Raw genomic sequence first — 19,150 nt, 5'->3', positions numbered from 1 at the left:
CTCAGTGTCATTGGGCACTTTCCAGGTTGATGTTCGGCGAGGACCAGGGGCCCTCGATGCGATAGTAAATCTGCGTTGCCCGATCCAGCCAGCGGCCGAACAGCTGGTCGAAGACGAATAGGCCAACGCCGACCTGCGGCGCGCCGGCCATGACCGCGACAAGCGGCAGATTCTGGCTTACGGGAACGGTGATCCCGAGGCGCTGATCCAGCGTCTGGCGGTTGAGATCGACGCTGCCGGCCAGCGTGAACCGCGTCGCGGTGCCATCGATCACGATCGGCCCTTCGGTCTGCAGACGCCCGTTGTACAGGGTAGCGCTGCCCTTGAGGCCATTGAAAGAGGTACCGCCGCTGGTGACGTCGGAGAAGTCCAGTTGCAGGCGCCGCAGGACATTATCGAGGTTGAAAAGCCCCACCAGCTTGGCCCCGGACGAATGGATCTGACGCAGCCGCCCGTTGCTCATCGTGGCCTGGACCCGCCCCGTCGACAGCGGCAGGGCAAACTGCCAGGGCGCGCCCGGCCAGGATAGCTGGAGATCGACCTTGGCGCTTTCACTGGTGATCGGCACCTGCTGATCCAGCACACGGAACACGCTCCCGACATCGCCGCCGTTGGCCTGCAACCGGGCCCGGCTCAGGCTCGCGCTCCCGGCGGCCTCCCAGTCGAGCGATCCCGACAGATCCAGCTCGCCCAGGGAAAGCGTCAATGGCTCGACGGTCAGGCGTTGCTCGTCGGCCCGCCAGGTCGCTTCCAACGGCCCGAATCGCTGCCCCTGACGCTCGAGCTCCGCGATACGCACGTGGCCCGCCGGTGCCTTGGCCAGTTCCGCAGGCAGCGCAATCGGATGAGGTGCGGTTTCGATCGCCTCCATCAGGCTAGAGGAATCCTCCGCTCCCTTGTCGTCGGGCGTCAACGCATCGAGATTGAGCCGCTGCAGATCGACATCGATCGGCATCGCCGACTCCGACTGCCAGCTTGCCTCGCCAGCGGCGATGCCACCATCGAGCGAAAGCCGCCAACCATCGGAAAGCGGCGCGGCGTCGACCTGCAAGCCCCCGAGACAACGGCCTTTTACTAGGACGCATGGCGTCGACAGTGCCACCCGTTTGAGCCCGCCACCATCGCTCACAGGCTGGGCGTCTGGGTTGTCGGCGTCGTTTTCGAGCGTGGTCTCGAGGCGGTTTTCTGGCGCCGAAGCCGCATCGGTAGCCTCCAGTTGGGTCAGCGCCTGAACCCACCGCTGCGTATCTACGCGGTCCGGACGCCACAGCACATACCAGCCCGGCTCGCTGGGCCAGGCCGCCTGTTTGCCCGGCCACCCTTCCAGCCATACCTGCCCCTGGGCCTGATCCTCGATCGTTCGCCAGCGCGCACGCCCCCAGCTCCCTAGCGTCACGCTGCCGGTACCCGCGGCGATATCGGCATCGATTGTCAGGGCTTCTTCGGACTTGGGCACTTTACCGAATGGCGGCGGCAGCGCTATTTCCAGCCCCTGCAGATCGCTACGCAGTGTCAGGCTGGCACCGTTCTTGGAGTCGCCCTGATCGTCGAAGTCCATGCTGGCCTGATAGGGGAAGGAACCGCTCAGCAGACCGTCGACACGGCCCAGACCGGCCCACTCGAGTAGCCCGCCCCCCTGAACCTCTCCTTCGAACGCAATACCGCTGGAGCCATTCTGGTAGCCACCGATGTTGAAGTGAGCCTGGGTCGGCCCATCGAAAGCCCGGGCGTTCAGATTCCCCGTGACGTAGTCCTCGCCTTTTTCACGACGATAACGCAAGTCGCCGCCGATATCGGCCAGCGTCAGTTGCAGCTCGGGAAAGGTCAGCCTCTTCGCGTCGATCTGCCCCTGGATGTCGACTGCCATGTCGGTCTCGGCATCGCTCCCGTCGGTCATCGGCATGGCGACATGGAGCCTCGCATTGACCGCGCCCTCGCTCTGCCAGCGTCCAAACGTTTCGCTCATCGATTCCAACGGTGCGTGAGCCAGAAAATCGAGCACGCCGCCGCTACTGCCATCGACGTCGCCATCGATGGTCAGCTGCTTGTCGGCCAGCTTGACCACGGCGTTTCGCGTCGTCAGGCCATGGCTGGTGGCGTGCTCGATATCGGCATCGAGATTCATGTTTTCCATCTGCAGGTGGCCGTAGACCCGCTCCAGCGCCGGCCACTCCGGTGCGTACTGCAGTCGCCCGTCGGCAACGTCCAGCGACAGCGTGAAGTAGTCGTCCGGGTTGACGAACATCTTCCCTTCCGGCGCCTCCTTGTCGCTCAAGGTGACCGATAGCCCCAGCTTTCCCTGCTTGACGATGCCGCCGATATCACCGCCGAACCACTCGCGCAGCTGCTCGTCGTCGATCACTCGCGTCGGCAGCCACGACAGCACTCGCGAGTTTCGTGCATCGGCATTGGCAAAGGCGAGATCGAGGAGGAAGGTGCCGGGCTTGTCCTGGGCATCGTAGAGCGTCAGTCCGAATCGCCCCTCGGCACTGGCGCCACGCCACCCCGCCTCGAGATTCTCGCCGCTGATGACGGCGCCCTGCTGCGTCAATTCGAAGTCGATCTGACCACTGGCATGAGAGAGATCCAGAGGGTCGGCGTAGACGATGGGGATCGAGAACTGCGTCGAGTCATTCCCGGCAAAAGAGACCGTGCCGCCACGCCCGCGAAAGGTGACCCACGCATCGACAGGGCCGCCGCCGGGGATCTCGTTCCAGGCCGTTACCGAGGCCCCCTCGAGGGCACTCTGCGCGTACCACTCTCCCTGATCCTGCCCCACTTCGAAGCCGGCAACGTGACCGCGCGGGTCGAGCTGTATCAAGGTCTGGGAAAGCTCGAAAGGCAGCGGCAGATAGCGCAGGTAATCCGTCATGCCCGCCAGGTCGAAAGGTGCGCTGCGCAGCCGCCAGCCGCTGTCGGTGGACCGCGCCTGCAACTGCTGCGGCCAATCGATCGCCGCCAGCCCGGCGTGGGAGAGCTTCAGGCCGTCCAGCCAGGCCTGCCAGTGACCGTCCGCTCGCCGCTGTAGTCCGGCATCGAGGCCCAGCTGCGTCAGCGTCTCGGAGATTTCATTGCTGGTGTCGACCACTCGGAGGGTTGGGATATCCATGGACAGACGACCATCGCGCAGCCCGCCATCACGCCATGCGCCCGTCACGGACGCCTGCCCGTCGGTCTCGCCCACCGCCTTGGGCCAGCCTGAACTCAAGACCACCAGCGCCGGTGACAGTGCAGCCAGATCGAGCTTTCCGGCGAAGCGCGCCTCGGGATGACTGGCGCCGCCGGGCGTATCCGCTCCAGTGCCCGTTTCCTGGTCGCCGCTCTCGATCGTCAGGTGTAGCTGTCCGGCGTCTGCGTCATTGGCATTCAGCGCGGCCTGAATCGACGCCTGATTGCCTCGACTGGCCAGCGTCAGCCGGGATACTGCCACCCGCGCCTGCTCGCGCTGTCCATCCTGCTCGCGCGGCCCATGCAGCACCAGCGTGACATCCTCGAACGTCGCCTGCTGGCGCATCAGCGTGCGCAACCAGCCATCGACGCCGAGTGACGATGAGGACTTCGAATCGTCGGGCCCGCCGAACCAGCGGCTGCCCGCGCCATCCGGCCACGCCCACTGGCCATCGGCGGTCTGGTAGAGATGCAGCGTCATGCCGGCGACCTCGCCTTCCCGAATCACCGGCGCGCCCAGTTGCCAGCTCGCCAGCGTCTCGAGACGACCTGCCGCGTGGTTGATACTGAGCAGTGGCCGTCCACTTTCGCTCGTCAAGCGGAGATCGTCGACTGCCAGGCGGGGATTCCAGTGGCGAACTGCCAGCGACAGCCGGCCGAGTTCGGCCTGGGCATCGAGCTGATGTTCCAGCGTCGAGGCAAGCCAGGGACTTAGCCGGTCGATCTGCCACGCCGCCAGTCGAACGCCGGTCGAGAGCACGGCGACGACGATGGCGACGAGAGCGACCAGCATCAGCAGCCAGCGCCATGTCAGTCGCAAACGAGTGATCCACGGACGGCTCATCGGCTCACATCAGTACGATGTCGTACTGTTCCTGGGAGTAGTGGGCCTCGACCTGAAAGCGGATGGTCTTGCCGATGAAGGACTCGAGATCGGCCACGGCGGCGGACTCCTCGTCCAGCAGACGATCAACCACGGATTGCGATGCCAGCACCATGTAGGTTTCCGGCGAATAGGCACGCTCTTCGCGCAGAATCTCGCGGAAGATTTCGTAGCAGACCGTCTCCGGCGTCTTCAGCGAGCCGCGCCCCAGACAGGTCGGACAGGGTTCGCACAACGTCTGCTCGAGGCTCTCTCGGGTGCGCTTGCGGGTCAGCTGCACCAGGCCCAGTTCGGTAACGCCGGTCAGCTTGTTCTTGGCGTGATCCCGCTCCAGCGACTTCTCGAGCACGCGCAGCACCTGACGCTGATGCTCCAGCTCTTCCATGTCGATGAAATCGATGATGATGATGCCGCCGAGGTTGCGCAGCCGCAGCTGGCGGGCGATGGCGGTGGCCGCTTCGAGGTTGGTCTTGAAGATGGTCTCTTCGAGATTGCGATGGCCGACATAGCCGCCGGTGTTGACGTCGATGGTAGTCATCGCCTCGGTCTGGTCGATGACCAGATATCCTCCGGACTTGAGCTGCACCTTGCGCCCCAGTGCCTTCTGGATCTCGTCCTCGACGCTGTAGAGATCGAAGATCGGCCGCTCGCCGGGATAGTATTCGATGCGCGACTCCATCGTCGGCATGAACTCCCGGGCGAACTCCTTGAGCTTGAAGTAGTTCTCGCGGGAGTCGATGCGCACCTTCTCGATCTGGTCCCGCATCACGTCGCGAAGAGTGCGAATGAACAGCGGCAGATCGTCGTAGATCGGCGTCGCGACCGGCGCCGTGGTGCGTCGCTCGGCGATCTTCTGCCACAGACGCTGCAGAAAGACCATGTCGGCGAACAGCTCTTCCTGGCCGACGCCTTCGGCGGCGGTGCGAATGATGAAGCCACCGCAGCCCTCGTCCGGCAGCTCGGCCTTGCCACTCTCGACCAGGGCCTTCAGTCGCTCGCGCTCGGTATCGTCCTCGATGCGCTGCGACACGCCGACATGGGGCGAATCCGGCATGTAGACGAGATAGCGGGAAGGAATGGAGAGATGGGTCGTCAGCCGCGCGCCCTTGGAACCGATGGGGTCCTTGGTGACCTGGACCACCAGCGGCTGCCCGGCGTAAAGCAGATGACTGATGGAGGCCGGCTCATCGCGCACCGAATCGTGCGGCGCATCCGGCGGCAGCACTTCGTTGACGTGGATGAACGCCGCGCGTTCGAGTCCGATATCGATGAAGGCGGCCTGCATGCCCGGCAACACGCGAACGACCTTGCCCTTGTAGATATTGCCGACGATACCGCGGCGTCGGCTGCGTTCGATGAAGGCTTCCTGCAGCACGCCGTTTTCCACCACGGCAACCCGCGTCTCCATCGGCGTCAGATTGATCAGTACTTCACCGCTCATGCGGGCATCCTTGTCAGAACCTGCCTACGATCTGCTGCGCGTCGGCCAAACATTGTTGAGTCGGAGCTTCGCGGAGACAACAGCCGGAGGCTGGCCCGTAGGGCGAGCGAAGCGAGGCAAACACTTTCGGAATGCTCATTTAACCCCATGTAAACTCCGCATCCTAAAGTGTTTTCGCCCCGAATTATCCAGAATCGAGACTCTAGCTCGCGAGATCGTAAACAGATTCTTGCGAGTTGTTGGGGCCATGCTCGAGATTATGACACAGCCCCGACACCATCCCACAAGGCGATGCCCTGAGCGCGCAGGAGTCCCGCCGTCTCGTAAAGCGGCAGCCCGACGACCGCGGAATAGCTTCCCTCCAGCCGTTCGACGAAGATGGCCGCGTGTCCCTGGATCGCGTAGCCGCCGGCCTTGTCCGCCGGCTCTCCCGTCGCCCAGTAGGCGGCCATTTCCGCCTCGTCGATTCGGCGCATGGATACGCGAGTGGCAACGAGACAGTCACGCATGCCGTGGGCGCCGATCACCGCCACGGACGAGAGTACGCGATGGGTCCGCCCGGACAGCGTCGCCAGCATCTCGCGGGCGTGCGCCTCGTCGTTCGGCTTGCCGAAAATGGCACCATCGCAGACCACCACGGTGTCCGCACCCAGCGTCGGCAACGAACTGCCGATGTGGCCCGCCTTGGCCTTCTCGCGGGCCAGCCGGGAAACGAAGTCCTCGGGCGATTCACCCTCGCGGCGCGACTCGTCGATATCCGCGGGTGAGACCTCGACGGCAACACCGATCGATGAGAGCAGCTCGCGCCGACGCGGCGAGGCCGATGCCAGGCGCAGGACAGCCCGGGAAGTGGATTGAAGAAAGGAGGCCATCGTGATTCCTCGTCGGAAACCTGAGAGTTTTCGGGCCGCGGCGGCATCGCAGCATCGGCCGAGAAACGCCGATCATGCCGGAGGCGCCTCGACAGCGTCGATTGCCGAACCTAACCGATTCCCAGCCGACGCCGCACCGCCTGCATCATGGTGAAGAGCCACGGCCACAGCAGCGCCCCGATCAGCGCCGGCAGCAGGAATTCCAGGCTGACGGAGATCGGCCCGAAGATCGTGCGCAGCCACTGCTCCACCAACTGCGCGATACCCAGGAGGATGAAGACCAGCACCGCCTGCTGCCAGATCGAGTAGACCCGGAAGCGCTGATAGAGCAGCAGAAAGAGATAGGCCAACAGCGAGAGCACCAGCGCATTCTGCCCCAGCGGCGCGCCCTCGATCAGATCGAGCATCAGGCCCAGCACGAACCCATGCAGCACGCCGACCCGCTGCGGCGTGGCGACACACCAGTAGGCCAGCAGCACGCCCAGCCAGTCCGGACGCCATACCAGCCAGGCATCCGGCAGCGGCATCACCTGCAGGCAGAGCGCCAGCAGCAGCGTGAACCAGACGAAGAGATAACCGAAAGGCCCCATGCTCACTCCTGCTCCGTCGACTGCAGCATCAGCGCGGCGGTCAACGCCGCTTCACTGATACGATTGGCGTCGGGGTGCGCCGGATCGCCCGGCCAGACCACCTGCCGCGCCATGCGCTCCGGTCCGCTGAGGTTCTCGTCGGGACGCTCGGGGGGAAACAGCAGCAGGAAGTAGCGCGATCGCTCCGGCTGGGCAATCGGCTCGGCCGACACCTCCATGAATGCCTGGCTCGACTCGCGCTTGACCTCATCGACCCGGGCCACCGGATACCCTTGCGGGAAACGCCCTCCCAGGCCGGAGGTCACCAGCAGATCGCCTTCGCGGATATCCGCCGTGGCCGGCACGCTGGGAATATTGAGCGTATCGAGTTGGCCGGTGCCCTGAGCGATGAAGCGCAGACCGTTACGATTGATCTCCACCGGCACGGCGTGGTTGGCATCGGCCACCATCAGCACGCGACTGGTATAGGCGGATACCGATACCACCTGACCGATCAGTCCAGAGGCGTCCATCACCGGCTGGCCGATGTAGACGCTGTCGCGGCGACCGCGATTGATCACCATCTGCTGGGTGAACGGATCGGAGTCCAGCGACAGCAGCTCGGCAGTGATGTAGGGCACATCGGCAGGATTGGGCGCGTTCAGCAGCTCGCGCAGGTGGATGTTCTCGGCGGTCAGGCTCGCCATGCGCTGCACGCGGTTGGAGAGCGTCAACAGCTGCTCGCGCAGCCGCCCGTTCTCGTCGATCAGCGCCTGCTGATCGGAGATCGCCATGGCGCTCCAGCGCACCCCCTCACTCGGCAGCGCCACCAGCCACTGAATGGGCGCCACGACCGTGGTCAAATGAGAACGCGCCGTCTCCACCGCACTGAAGCGATGTTCGGCAAACATCAGCCCGAATGCCAGCACCGCACACAACAGCATGCGGTACGTCGGTATCGGGCCGTAGGAAAACAGCGGTTTGATAGGCCTCACCCCCACCTACCGTGGACGGATGGCGCCACCCGGCGGCTTCATCCGTCGCGGCTGGCCTCAATCGCTGGAGAGCAGTTCGAAGGTATGCTGATCGATCATCTCGAGCGCCTTGCCGCCACCGCGTGCCACGCAGGTCAGCGGATCCTCGGCGATGATGACCGGCAGGCCGGTTTCCTCGGCAATCAGCTTGTCGATATCCCGCAGCAGGGCCCCGCCACCGGTCAGCACCAGGCCACGTTCGGCGATATCCGAAGCAAGCTCCGGCGGCGACTGCTCCAGCGCGCTCTTGACCGCGGTCACGATGGACGCCAGCGGCTCCTGCAGCGCATCGAGAATCTCGTGGGAGTTGAGCGTGAAGCTGCGCGGAATGCCCTCGGCCAGATTGCGGCCGCGCACATCGATCTCGCGCAGCTCGCCACCCGGATAGGCGCAGCCGACCTCTTCCTTGATCCGCTCCGCCGTGGCTTCGCCGATCAGGCTGCCGTAGTGACGGCGCACGTAGGAGGTAATTGCCTCGTCGAAACGGTCGCCACCCACACGCACGGATTCGGAATAGACCACGCCGTTGAGCGAGATGATCGCGATCTCGGTCGTGCCACCACCGATATCGACGACCATCGACCCCTGAGCCTCTTCGACCGGCAGACCGGCACCGATCGCGGCAGCCATAGGCTCCTCGATCAGATAGACATCACGCGCTCCGGCGCCCTCGGCGGACTCCTTGATCGCGCGGCGCTCGACCTGCGTGGACATGCAGGGAACGCACACCAGCACACGCGGACTGGGTGTCAGGAAGGTGCTTTGATGAACCTTGCGTATGAAGTGCTGCAGCATCTGCTCGGTAACGGTGAAGTCAGCAATCACGCCATCCTTCATCGGACGGATGGCGGTAATGTTACCGGGCGTGCGCCCCAGCATCCGCTTGGCGTCGAGGCCCACGGCCGCAACACTGCGCATGTTGCCGGATTGGCGAATCGCCACAACGGAGGGTTCGTCCAGGACGATACCGCGACCGCGGACGTAAATCAGCGTGTTGGCGGTTCCCAGATCGATCGACAGATCGCTCGAGAACAGCCCCCGTAAACGTTTAAACATGGAAACTTTTACCTAGTCCAGACCGGAACCCTGTGCGGACGCAAACGGTATCACCGTGGGGGTAAAGCAGCAAGCGCGAGCCTGCCAGATGGGGCGTGAATATGATAATGTCTCCTCCATTTCTTGCACGTGGCGAACATGAGGTCGCGAACCTTCGCGACCTTTTCGCGACGAACGCTCCAGAGACGAATCGTTCCGGAGACGGAACCGCCGCCAATGCGGCGTCTTCGACACCAACGACGCGATGTCCCAACGAGAGGACCTTCACTACATGGCAATCGAACACGCAGACGTGTTGCGCGCAGCGCACCTGGCACGCCTGGGCCTCAACAGCGACGCCGAAGCTGCCGGCTATGTCGACGATCTGACCCGGATCCTGGAAATGGTCGACCGCCTGCAGGCAGTGGACACCGACGGCGTAGCCCCTTTGTCTCACCCGCTCGACGCCACTCAGCGTCTGCGACCGGACGAAGTCACCGAGACCAACCAGCGCGAAGCCTTCCAGGCCTGTGCGCCGGAAACGGCCGATGGCCTCTATCTGGTACCGCGCGTCGTCGAATAAGTTCGACGCTATCAACAGCCGAATAAGTTCGACGCTGTGAACAGCCGAATAAGTTCGACGCCGTGAATAGCCGAATGCGTTCGACGTCATGAACCGACAAACGAGTTCGACGCCGATGGCGAGACGACCAGGTTCGGCGCCACTTCTTCGATGGGCCGGCACCATTCGCCCCCCATTCTGCGTAGCGATTTGATTCAGGGAACTGCGACCCCATGCACCATATGACGCTCACGGAGCTCGCCAAAGGGCTCAAGGCCGGCGACTTTTCCAGTCGAGAGCTGACCACCAGCCTGCTCGACCGCATCGAGCGGCTGGATGGCGACATCAACAGCTTCATCACCGTCACTCGTGACCAGGCGCTGAGCGCCGCCGATGCCGCCGACCAGGCCCGCGCCAAGGGCGATTCACGGCCGCTCGCCGGTCTGCCCCTGGCGATCAAGGACATCTTCTGCACCCAGGGTATCCGCACCAGCTGTGGTTCGAAGATGCTCGACAACTTCCAGGCGCCCTACAACGCCACCGTCGTCGAGAAGCTCGAGGCCGCCGGCATGATCAGCCTTGGCAAGACCAACATGGACGAGTTCGCCATGGGCTCGTCGAACGAATCGAGCTTCTACGGCCCGGTGAAGAACCCGTGGGACCGTACCGCCGTACCGGGCGGCTCGTCCGGTGGCAGCGCCGCCGCCATCGCCGCCGGATTCGCCCCCGCCGCGCTGGGCACCGACACCGGCGGTTCGATTCGCCAGCCCGCCGCTTTCTGCGGCATTACCGGCCTCAAGCCGACCTACGGCCGTGTCTCCCGCTACGGCATGATCGCGTTCGCCTCGAGCCTCGACCAGGGCGGCCCGATGGCCCGGAGCGCGGAGGACTGTGCCCTCCTGCTGGGTGCCATCGCCGGGCATGACCTGCGCGACTCCACCAGCGTCGCCCGCGTGGTGCCGGACTATCTCGCCGAGCTGGACGCCCCGCTGGACGGCCTCAAGATCGGCCTGCCCAAGGAATATTTCGGCAACGGGCTCGATGCCGAGGTCGAAAGCGCCATCCGCGAGGCGATTCGCGTCTACGAATCCCTGGGCGCCAAGGTGTGCGAGGTGAGCCTGCCGCACACGCATCTGGCCGTTCCGGCCTACTACGTCATCGCCCCGGCGGAAGCCTCCTCCAACCTCTCGCGCTACGACGGCGTGCGCTTCGGCCATCGCTGCGAGAACCCGGTCGACCTCGAGGATCTCTACAAGCGTACCCGCGCCGAAGGCTTCGGTGACGAGGTCAAGCGCCGCATCCTGATCGGCACCCACACCCTGTCCGAGGGCTTCTTCGACGCCTACTACCGCAAGGCGCAGCAGGTTCGCCGCCTGATCCGGCAGGGCTTCCTCGATGCTTTCGAAGAGGTCGACGTCCTGATGGGGCCGGCCGCACCGACGACGGCGTTCGACCTGGGCGCCAAGAAAGACCCGGTCTCGATGTACCTGCAGGACATCTATACCATCGCCATCAACCTGGCCGGCATTCCGGGCATCAGCGTGCCGGCCGGGTTCGCTGGCAAACGCCCAATCGGCCTGCAGATCCTCGGCCAGCATTTCGCCGAAAGCCAACTGCTCAACGTGGCGCACCAGTTCCAGCAGGCGACGGACTGGCACCGTCGGCACCCGACCGATCAGGAGACAACCTAATGCAGTGGGAAACCGTCATCGGGTTGGAAGTCCACGTCCAGCTCGCCACCCAATCCAAGATCTTCTCCGGCGCCTCGACCGCCTTTGGCGCCGAGCCCAATACCCAGGCCTGCGCCATCGACCTGGGCCTGCCGGGCGTACTGCCGGTATTGAACGAAGGCGCCGTGGCGATGGCCGTTCAGTTCGGCCTGGCGATCAATGCCGAGATCCCCGAGACTTCGCTGTTCGAGCGCAAGAACTACTTCTATCCCGACCTGCCCAAGGGCTACCAGACCAGCCAGATGGCCCAGCCCATCGTCGGCAAGGGCGAAGTGGAAATCGTGCTGGATGACGACGTGCGCAAGCGCATTCGCATTCATCACGCGCATCTGGAAGAGGACGCCGGAAAATCTCTGCATGAAGACTTTCATGGCATGAGTGGCATCGACCTCAACCGCGCCGGCACGCCGCTGCTGGAGATCGTCTCCGAGCCCGACATGCGCTCGGCCAAGGAAGCGGTAGCCTACATCCGTGCGATTCACGCCATCGTCACGTATCTGGGTATCTCCGATGGCAACATGGCCGAGGGCTCGATGCGCTGCGACGTCAACGTCTCGGTCCGCCCCAAAGGGCAGGAGACGCTGGGCACCCGCGCCGAGATCAAGAACGTCAACTCCTTCCGTTTCGTCGAGCGCGCGATCGAATTCGAGGTCGAACGCCAGATCGAGCTGATCGAGGACGGCGGCAAGGTCGTTCAGGAAACCCGGCTCTACGATCCGGACCAGGACGAAACCCGCAGCATGCGGACCAAGGAGGAAGCCAACGACTACCGTTACTTCCCCTGCCCCGACCTGCTGCCGGTGATGCTCGACGAAGCCTACATCGAGCACCAGCGCTCGACGCTGCCGGAGCTGCCCACCGAGAAACGTAACCGCTTCGAGAATTCGCTGGGACTATCCGTCTATGATGCCGGCGTGCTCTCCTCGACGCGCCCGATGGCCGAATATTTCGAAGCCGTACTGGCCGTCTGCGGTGACGCCAAGCAGGCCGCCAACTGGGTCCAGGGCGAACTTTCCGGGCATCTCAACCGCGAGAATATCGACATCAGCAACAGCCCGGTGACGCCGGAACAGCTCGGTGGCTTGATCAGCCGCGTGCTCGACGACACCATCAACGGCAAGGCTGCCAAGCAGGTCTTCGCCGCCCTATGGAACAACGAAGGCGCGAGCGCCGACGAGATCATCGACACCCGCGGCCTCAAGCAGGTCACGGATACCGGGGCCATCGAAGCGATGATCGATCAGGTGATCGCCGACAGCCCGGTTCAGGTCGCGCAGTACCGCGAAGCCGACCCGGAGAAGCGCGGCAAGATGATCGGCTACTTCGTCGGCCAGGTGATGAAAGCCTCTCGCGGCACCGCCAACCCGCAGCAGGTCAACGGCCTGCTCAAGCAGAAGCTGGACGAGGCTTGAGCGCCGTAGCGACCAGCCAACACTGAAAGAGAGGCCGACGGTGAAAGCCGCCGGCCTCTGTGGGTATTCATGATCGTCAGTCTTCGGTGACTGCCAGCGTTTTACCCTTCATCTCGCTGCCCGCCTTTTCCTGCCATCCGCTTCACTTCCCCTCTTCTCACTATTCGCTTCGGTTTATTCTTCGCGTCGTTTCACTGTCTGCCTCGTTTCATGACTCGTCTCGTTTCATGGCCCGAGGACTATCGACACGAGTATCACGCCAACTTTGGCGCTCGATGAGCTACGCCAAAAGTCGTATTCAGCAAAACCAAAGCCCCCTGCCACGAAAGACAGATTTCGCCGGGAATCGAGTCCGGCCATGCTAGCGACACCTTACGAGACTGGTGGATAGCCTCATGTCCGACAGCATGCCCCACAACACGCTCGAACGCTGGATCGGTAATCGGGAACAGAGCACGGATCATCTCGACAGTGCGCTGGTCGCCCGCGTCGCCGCCACCTTCGGCAAACCCTGCCCGGCCCCGGGCGAACCCTTGCCGCCACTGTGGCATTGGGCCTTCTTCCAGAACCCGCTCCCTGGCGATCAGTTGGGCGGCGACGGTCATCCGACCCGCGGCGGTTTTCTGCCCCCGGCAGACGACCGCAACCGCATGTGGGCCGGCGGGCGGCTCGCGTTCCTGACGCCGCTGAAAGCGGGCATCGAAGCCGAGCGTGCCTCGACGGTGACCGACATCCAGGAGAAGCACGGCCGCACCGGCTCGCTGCTGTTCGTGACCGTGCAACACGATTATCACCAGGCTGGCGAGCTCGCCATCCGCGAAGAACAGGACATCGTCTACCGCCAGCCAGCACCACCCAAGCTGTCACTCGACGAACCGATGCCGGCAGCGGACTGGACGCAGACCATCGAGCCAGACCCGGTTCTGCTGTTCCGCTACTCGGCGGTCACCTTCAACGGCCACCGGATTCATTACGACTGGCCCTACGTCACCGACACCGAGGGGTATCCGGGCCTCGTGGTGCATGGGCCGCTGATCGCCACGCTCCAGTTGCAGGCCTTCTGCGAGGCCAACCCCCAAGCCCGGCCCACACGCCTGGAATATCGCGGCCTGCGTCCGCTGATCGCCAACAAGCCCTTCCAGACCACCGGACGGATAACCGACGCCGGCCGCGCCGAGCTGACGGCGGGCAACGCGGACGGACCGGCGCAGCGCGCCACGGCCGAATTCCACAATAATGACAGCGCCGAACCCCAGGAGCCGACACACTCATGAACCAGACCCCGACCATGAGCCATGATCCGATCGACCACGAGGCGCTGGAAGCGATCCGCGACGGCGTGCGCAGCCTGTGCCAGCAGTACGATGGCGAGTACTGGCGCCAGATCGACGAAGTCCAGGGCTTCCCCGAAACGTTCGTGACCGAGCTGACCGAAGCCGGCTGGCTCGGCGCGATGATCCCCGAGGCGTTCGGCGGCTCCGGCCTGGGTCTGCTTGAGGCCAGCGTGATCCTCGAGGAGGTCAACCGCTGTGGCGGCAACGCCGGGTTCGTGCACGGCCAGATGTACAACATGGCAACGCTGCTCAAGCACGGCAGCGAGGCCCAGAAGAGCGCGATACTGCCCAAACTCGCCAGCGGCGAGCTCCGGCTGCAATCGATGGGCGTCACCGAGCCCACCACCGGCACCGACACCACCAAGATCAAGTCCACGGCCGTGAAGCGCGGCGACAAGTACGTCATCAACGGCCAGAAGGTGTGGATCTCGCGCATTCAGCATTCGGACCTGATGATTCTGCTCGCCCGCACCACACCGCTGGCCGAGGTCAAGCGCAAGTCGGAAGGGATGTCGATCTTCCTGGTCGACCTGCACCAGGCGATCGGCAACGGCATGACGGTCCAGCCGATCGCCAACATGGTCGGCCACGAGACCAACGAGCTGTTCTTCGACAACCTCGAGCTGCCGGCAGATAGCCTGATCGGCGAGGAAGGCAAGGGCTTCCGCTACATTCTCGATGGGCTCAATGCCGAGCGCACCCTGATCGCGGCCGAGTGCATCGGCGATGGCCGCTGGTTCATCGACAAGGCCAGCCGCTACGCCAACGAGCGTATCGTCTTCGACCGGCCGATCGGCCAGAACCAGGGCGTGCAGTTCCCCATCGCCGAGGCGCATATCGAGGTGGAAGCCGCCGACCTGATGCGCTGGCGCGCCTGCCAGGAGTTCGACGCGGGCCTGCCGGCCGGCGCCAGCGCCAACATGGCCAAGTACCTGGCGGCCAAGGCGTCCTGGGAAGCCGCCAATGTCTGCCTGCAGACCCACGGCGGATTCGGCTTCGCCACCGAGTACGACGTCGAGCGCAAGTTCCGCGAGACCCGGCTCTATCAGGTCGCGCCGATCTCCACCAACCTGATTCTCTCCTACGTGGCCGAGCATCTGCTCGATCTGCCACGTTCGTTCTGACGCCGTAACCGCGAGGGAATGACCATGGATGCCACCCGAACCCTGGCCGCGTTTCTGGCCGAACTTCGTTACGAGCAACTGCCCGGCCACGTCGTCGAACGCTGCCAGGCGCTCTACCTCGACTGGCTGGGCTCGGCCCTGGCGGGTAAGGATCACGCGCCGATCCCGCTGTTCGAGCGCTACAGCCAGCTCATGGGCCCGAGCGACGGCGGCTGCCAGCAGCTGACCGACCGCCGCATGACGTCGTCCCACTTCGCCGCCTTCGTCAATGCCGCCGCCTCGCACGTGGTCGAGCAGGACGACCTGCACAACAGCTCCGTGCTCCACCCCGCCACCGTGGTGTTCCCCGCCGCGCTGGCGACCGCCCAGGATCTGGGTTGCAGTGGCCAGGATCTGATCACCGCCGCCGTCGCCGGTTACGAAGCGGGGATTCGGGTCGGCGAGTTTCTCGGCCGCTCCCATTACCGCATCTTCCACACCACCGGCACCGCCGGCACCCTGGCTGCCGCCGTGGCCGCGGGCAAGTTGATGAAGCTCGACACCGACGGCTTCGTGAACCTGCTTGGCAGCGCCGGTACCCAGGCCGCCGGGCTGTGGGAGTTTCTGCGCGACGCCGCCGACTCCAAGCAGCTCCACACTGCCAAGGCCGCGTCCGACGGCCTGCTCGCCGCCTACATGACCCACAGCGGCCTGACGGGCGCCCGACATGTTCTCGAAGGCCCCCAAGGCATGGCTGCCGGCATGTCCACCGATGCCGATCTCGACCGGCTGACGGATCGGCTCGGCGAACGCTGGGCGCTGGTCGAGACCTCGTTCAAGTTCCATGCCTCCTGCCGGCACACACATCCGGCAGCGGACGCCTTGCTGGCCCTGATGCAGCGAGAAGCCCTGGCTCATGACGATATCGAAACCGTCACGGCCAGAGTGCATCAGGCCGCGATCGACGTACTCGGCCCCGTGACCGACCCTCGCACCATTCACCAGGCCAAGTTCTCGATGGGTAGCGTGCTGGGGCTGATCGCCGTCCACGGCGATGCCAGCCTGGCCAGCTTCCGCGACCATGCGCTGCAGGACGAGGCCGTAGCCGACTTCCGCCGGCGGGTGTCGATGGTGCTGGACCCTGAGGTGGATGCGGCCTACCCGCGCCGCTGGCTGGGCCGGATCGACGTCACGACCCGCGACGGCCGCCAGTTGAGCGCAGCGATCGACGAACCCAAGGGCGACCCGGGCAACACCCTGAGCCGGGACGAACTGGAGGCCAAGTTCCGCCGTCTCGTGACGTTCTCGGGCGCGGCCAGTGACGATGAAACCGCCAAACTGATCGCCCATGCCTGGAACCTGCCGGCGCTCGACCGTCTCGAGCCGCTGCTGTGACCCGGCTCCTTACCCCTATCGAATTTCCGCTTTCCGGACAGGATCTGCCATGACTGCTCAACCCCCTCGCCCGCTGGACGGCATCACCGTGGTCAGTCTCGAGCACGCCATCGCCGCCCCTTTCTGCACGCGGCAGCTCGCCGATCAAGGCGCCCGGGTGATCAAGATCGAGCGCCCCGGCGTCGGCGACTTCGCCCGCGGCTACGACGAGCGCGTCCACGGTCTCTCTTCGCACTTCGTCTGGACCAACCGGTCGAAGGAGAGCCTGACGCTCAACCTCAAGCATGACGCTGCCGAACCGATCCTCTCCGACCTGCTCGCGGAAGCCGACGTGCTGGTACAGAACCTGGCACCCGGCGCCGCCGCCCGCATGGGGCTCGACTTCGACACGCTGCACGCGCGGTTTCCACGCCTGATCGTGTGCGATATCTCCGGTTACGGCGAGGGCGGCCCCTACGAGACGAAGAAAGCCTACGACCTGCTGATCCAGAGCGAAGCGGGCTTTCTCTCCGTCACCGGCGGCCCCGGGCCGGACGAAATGGCCAAGGCGGGCTGTTCGGTCGCCGACATCGCCGCCGGCATGTACGCCTACAGCAACATCCTCTCGGCATTGCTGCTGCGCGGGCGTACCGGCGAAGGCTCGCACATCGACGTCTCGATGCTGGAGAGCCTGGTCGAATGGATGGGCTACCCAATGTACTACGCCTTCGACGGCGCAACCCCGCCGCCTCGTGCCGGCGCGTCCCACTCGACGATCTATCCCTACGGCCCCTTCCCCACCGGCGACGGCGGCACGGTCATGCTCGGTCTGCAGAACGAGCGCGAATGGCAGCTGTTCTGCGAGAAGGTACTGGAGCAACCGGCGCTGGCCCGGGACGAGCGCTTCGATGCCAACTTCAAGCGCTCCGAGAATCGTGCCGCGCTGCGCGCGCTGATCGACGAAGTCTTTGCCGAACTCAGCGCAGAGCAGGTGATCGAGCGTCTCGAAAGCGCTCAGATCGCCAACGCCCACGTCAACGACATGGCGGGCGTGTGGCAGCATCCGCAGCTGGCGGCGCGGGATCGCTGGCGTAGCGTGATGACGCCCGGCGGAGAGGTGCCGGCAGCGCTGCCGCCCGGACGCAACGCGGCATACGAGCCGCGCATGGATGCCGTCCCCGCGCTCGGCGAGCATAGCGAGGCCATTCTCAAGCAGCTGGGCTATGCCGACGAGGACGTGGACAAGCTGCGCCAGGCCGGTACGATCTGAGCGGACCGACGAGTTATCCCTCTATAGCCTTCGCCTTCGCCCTCATCCGCTCACACAAGGAAATGCGCCCATGACCTCGACCACCCTGCCCCGCTCGGCACTGTTCGTGCCGGCCAATCGTCCCGAACGCATCCCCAAGGCGCTCGGCAGCGGTGCCGACATCGTCATCGTCGACCTGGAAGATGCCGTCGCCCCCGAAGCCAAGCCGGAAGCGCGCCGCGCGCTGGAAGCCTTCCTCGACCAGGCGCCGGAAAAGGCCGTCTGGGTGCGCATCAATGCCGCCGATACCGCCGATTTCGACGCGGATCTGGCGCTGTGCCGGGATCGGCCCGGCATCGCCGGCCTCGTCGTGCCCAAGGCGGAGACGACCGAGGCACTCGCCCAGGCTGGCACCCTAGGATTGGCGCTGATGCCACTGATCGAAAGCGCCAGGGGCTTGCAGGCACTGCCCGAGCTCGCCCGCTCTCCCGGCGTCGTGCAGTTGAGCTTCGGCGCGCTGGACCTCGGCCTGGATCTGGGGATCGAGCCGGGTAGCGAAGGCGGCGACTGGATCTTGAATCAGGCCCGCTACCAGCTGTTGCTGCAATCGCGCCTGGCCGGACTTGCGGCACCGATCGAGACAGTACACCCCGAATTTCGCGACATGGCCGTCGTCGAACGCGCTGCCGGGCTGGCCGTCGAGATGGGTTTCAGCGGCATGCTCTGCATTCATCCGCGTCAGGTTGCGGTGGTCAACGATGCTTTCCAGCCCACCGTCGACCAGCTGGCCTGGGCGACACGCGTACTCGAAGCCGCCGAACGCGATGCTGGCGCCGGCCAGATCGACGGCCAGATGATCGATGCGCCGGTCATGGCCCGTGCCCGCCGGCTCATCGCCAGCGCGAAACGGGGCTGAACCCGGATTTTGCCGGAAGTCGGGAGGAGTATTTCCGTTCGACTTCCGGCTCTTCGAACGTCCGGCTCTCCACGCAACGGGGACGACGGTCAATTTCCGTCACGAGACGTTTTTCCACCAGCGCAACCTGCCGGAATATTTTCGATTCCCCTCGGCTCATCAACCCCGCATTTAGATCGACGACAATACCGGCGACGCCGCCTTTTCGATATTCCATAATCAATGTTAATCATTGAATTTAATGGATTTTTAATTCTCAAAGCGACGCAAAAATAATTACATCGCCCTATCTTATATCGACTTTTTAAACTTTTTAAACCAGAAAACGATGTTATCTTCCCTGATTTTCAGCGCCTCGACTCCCGCCAAAGGTTGAATATACGAGTCCATGTAATTCTCCGCATACTCCGCATGGCATCGCCAATAAGGTGTCTTCAAAGACGCCAAGACGACAGAACAAACTCAGGA

At 64.4% G+C, this 19,150-nt stretch carries 14 protein-coding genes; 8 read left to right on the top strand and 6 right to left on the bottom strand.

Annotation, left to right across the window (positions count from 1 at the left end):
* Positions 1-7: 7 nt before the first annotated feature.
* The 6 genes from ACWHY3_RS06860 to ACWHY3_RS06835 all read right to left on the bottom strand — a co-directional run bounded on the left by ACWHY3_RS06860 (position 8) and on the right by ACWHY3_RS06835 (position 9,023).
* Entirely contained in the window at positions 8-3,988 is a 3,981-nt protein-coding gene (locus ACWHY3_RS06860) for a YhdP family phospholipid transporter (protein WP_448127892.1), read from the bottom strand.
* A gap of 28 nt (positions 3,989-4,016) precedes the next feature.
* Positions 4,017-5,492: a ribonuclease G gene (rng, locus tag ACWHY3_RS06855; protein WP_448127891.1), complete on the bottom strand. Its 1,476-nt coding sequence runs from the start codon at positions 5,490-5,492 to the stop codon at positions 4,017-4,019.
* A gap of 257 nt (positions 5,493-5,749) precedes the next feature.
* Positions 5,750-6,364 carry a Maf family protein gene (locus tag ACWHY3_RS06850; protein WP_448127890.1) on the bottom strand — a complete coding sequence of 205 codons (615 nt, stop codon included), beginning with the start codon at positions 6,362-6,364 and terminating at the stop codon, positions 5,750-5,752.
* Between the two features lie 110 nt (positions 6,365-6,474).
* Positions 6,475-6,954: a rod shape-determining protein MreD gene (mreD, locus tag ACWHY3_RS06845; protein WP_448127889.1), complete on the bottom strand. Its 480-nt coding sequence runs from the start codon at positions 6,952-6,954 to the stop codon at positions 6,475-6,477.
* Positions 6,955-6,956: 2 nt separating this feature from the next.
* Positions 6,957-7,928 (bottom strand): rod shape-determining protein MreC, encoded by a 972-nt coding sequence (mreC, locus tag ACWHY3_RS06840; RefSeq protein ID WP_448127888.1) that lies wholly within the window; start codon positions 7,926-7,928, stop codon positions 6,957-6,959.
* A 57-nt stretch (positions 7,929-7,985) separates the two neighbouring features.
* The gene (locus tag ACWHY3_RS06835) at positions 7,986-9,023 is read right to left on the bottom strand and encodes a rod shape-determining protein (RefSeq protein ID WP_071232911.1); all 1,038 of its coding nucleotides are present in this window, start codon (positions 9,021-9,023) and stop codon (positions 7,986-7,988) included.
* A 271-nt stretch (positions 9,024-9,294) separates the two neighbouring features.
* Here ACWHY3_RS06835 and gatC point away from each other — a divergent pair, with 271 nt between their 5' ends.
* The 8 genes from gatC (at position 9,295) to ACWHY3_RS06795 (ending at position 18,682) form a co-directional block, all read left to right on the top strand.
* The gene (gene gatC, locus ACWHY3_RS06830) at positions 9,295-9,585 is read left to right on the top strand and encodes an Asp-tRNA(Asn)/Glu-tRNA(Gln) amidotransferase subunit GatC (RefSeq protein ID WP_071232912.1); all 291 of its coding nucleotides are present in this window, start codon (positions 9,295-9,297) and stop codon (positions 9,583-9,585) included.
* 212 nt (positions 9,586-9,797) lie between these two features.
* The gene (gatA, locus tag ACWHY3_RS06825; protein WP_448127887.1) at positions 9,798-11,255 is read left to right on the top strand and encodes an Asp-tRNA(Asn)/Glu-tRNA(Gln) amidotransferase subunit GatA; all 1,458 of its coding nucleotides are present in this window, start codon (positions 9,798-9,800) and stop codon (positions 11,253-11,255) included.
* Positions 11,255-12,706 (top strand): Asp-tRNA(Asn)/Glu-tRNA(Gln) amidotransferase subunit GatB, encoded by a 1,452-nt coding sequence (gene gatB, locus ACWHY3_RS06820; protein ID WP_332778882.1) that lies wholly within the window; start codon positions 11,255-11,257, stop codon positions 12,704-12,706. Before gatA ends, gatB begins: the two co-directional genes overlap by 1 nt.
* A gap of 395 nt (positions 12,707-13,101) precedes the next feature.
* Entirely contained in the window at positions 13,102-13,980 is an 879-nt protein-coding gene (locus ACWHY3_RS06815; RefSeq protein WP_448127886.1) for an FAS1-like dehydratase domain-containing protein, read from the top strand.
* Complete coding sequence (locus ACWHY3_RS06810; protein ID WP_448127885.1) at positions 13,977-15,164, top strand: acyl-CoA dehydrogenase family protein; 1,188 nt, start codon at positions 13,977-13,979, stop codon at positions 15,162-15,164. Before ACWHY3_RS06815 ends, ACWHY3_RS06810 begins: the two co-directional genes overlap by 4 nt.
* Before the next feature lie 24 nt (positions 15,165-15,188).
* Positions 15,189-16,538 (top strand): MmgE/PrpD family protein, encoded by a 1,350-nt coding sequence (locus ACWHY3_RS06805; RefSeq protein ID WP_303853419.1) that lies wholly within the window; start codon positions 15,189-15,191, stop codon positions 16,536-16,538.
* Positions 16,539-16,587: 49 nt separating this feature from the next.
* Positions 16,588-17,787, top strand: a complete 1,200-nt coding sequence (locus tag ACWHY3_RS06800) for a CaiB/BaiF CoA transferase family protein (RefSeq protein WP_332778884.1) — start codon at positions 16,588-16,590, stop codon at positions 17,785-17,787.
* A gap of 70 nt (positions 17,788-17,857) precedes the next feature.
* Positions 17,858-18,682 carry an HpcH/HpaI aldolase/citrate lyase family protein gene (locus ACWHY3_RS06795; protein ID WP_087717952.1) on the top strand — a complete coding sequence of 275 codons (825 nt, stop codon included), beginning with the start codon at positions 17,858-17,860 and terminating at the stop codon, positions 18,680-18,682.
* Positions 18,683-19,150 lie beyond the last annotated feature (468 nt).

The organism is Salinicola sp. NYA28a (genome assembly GCF_976982775.1).
Note: the sequence above shows the minus strand (reverse complement) of the source record. Positions and strands in the feature narration are given on the sequence as shown.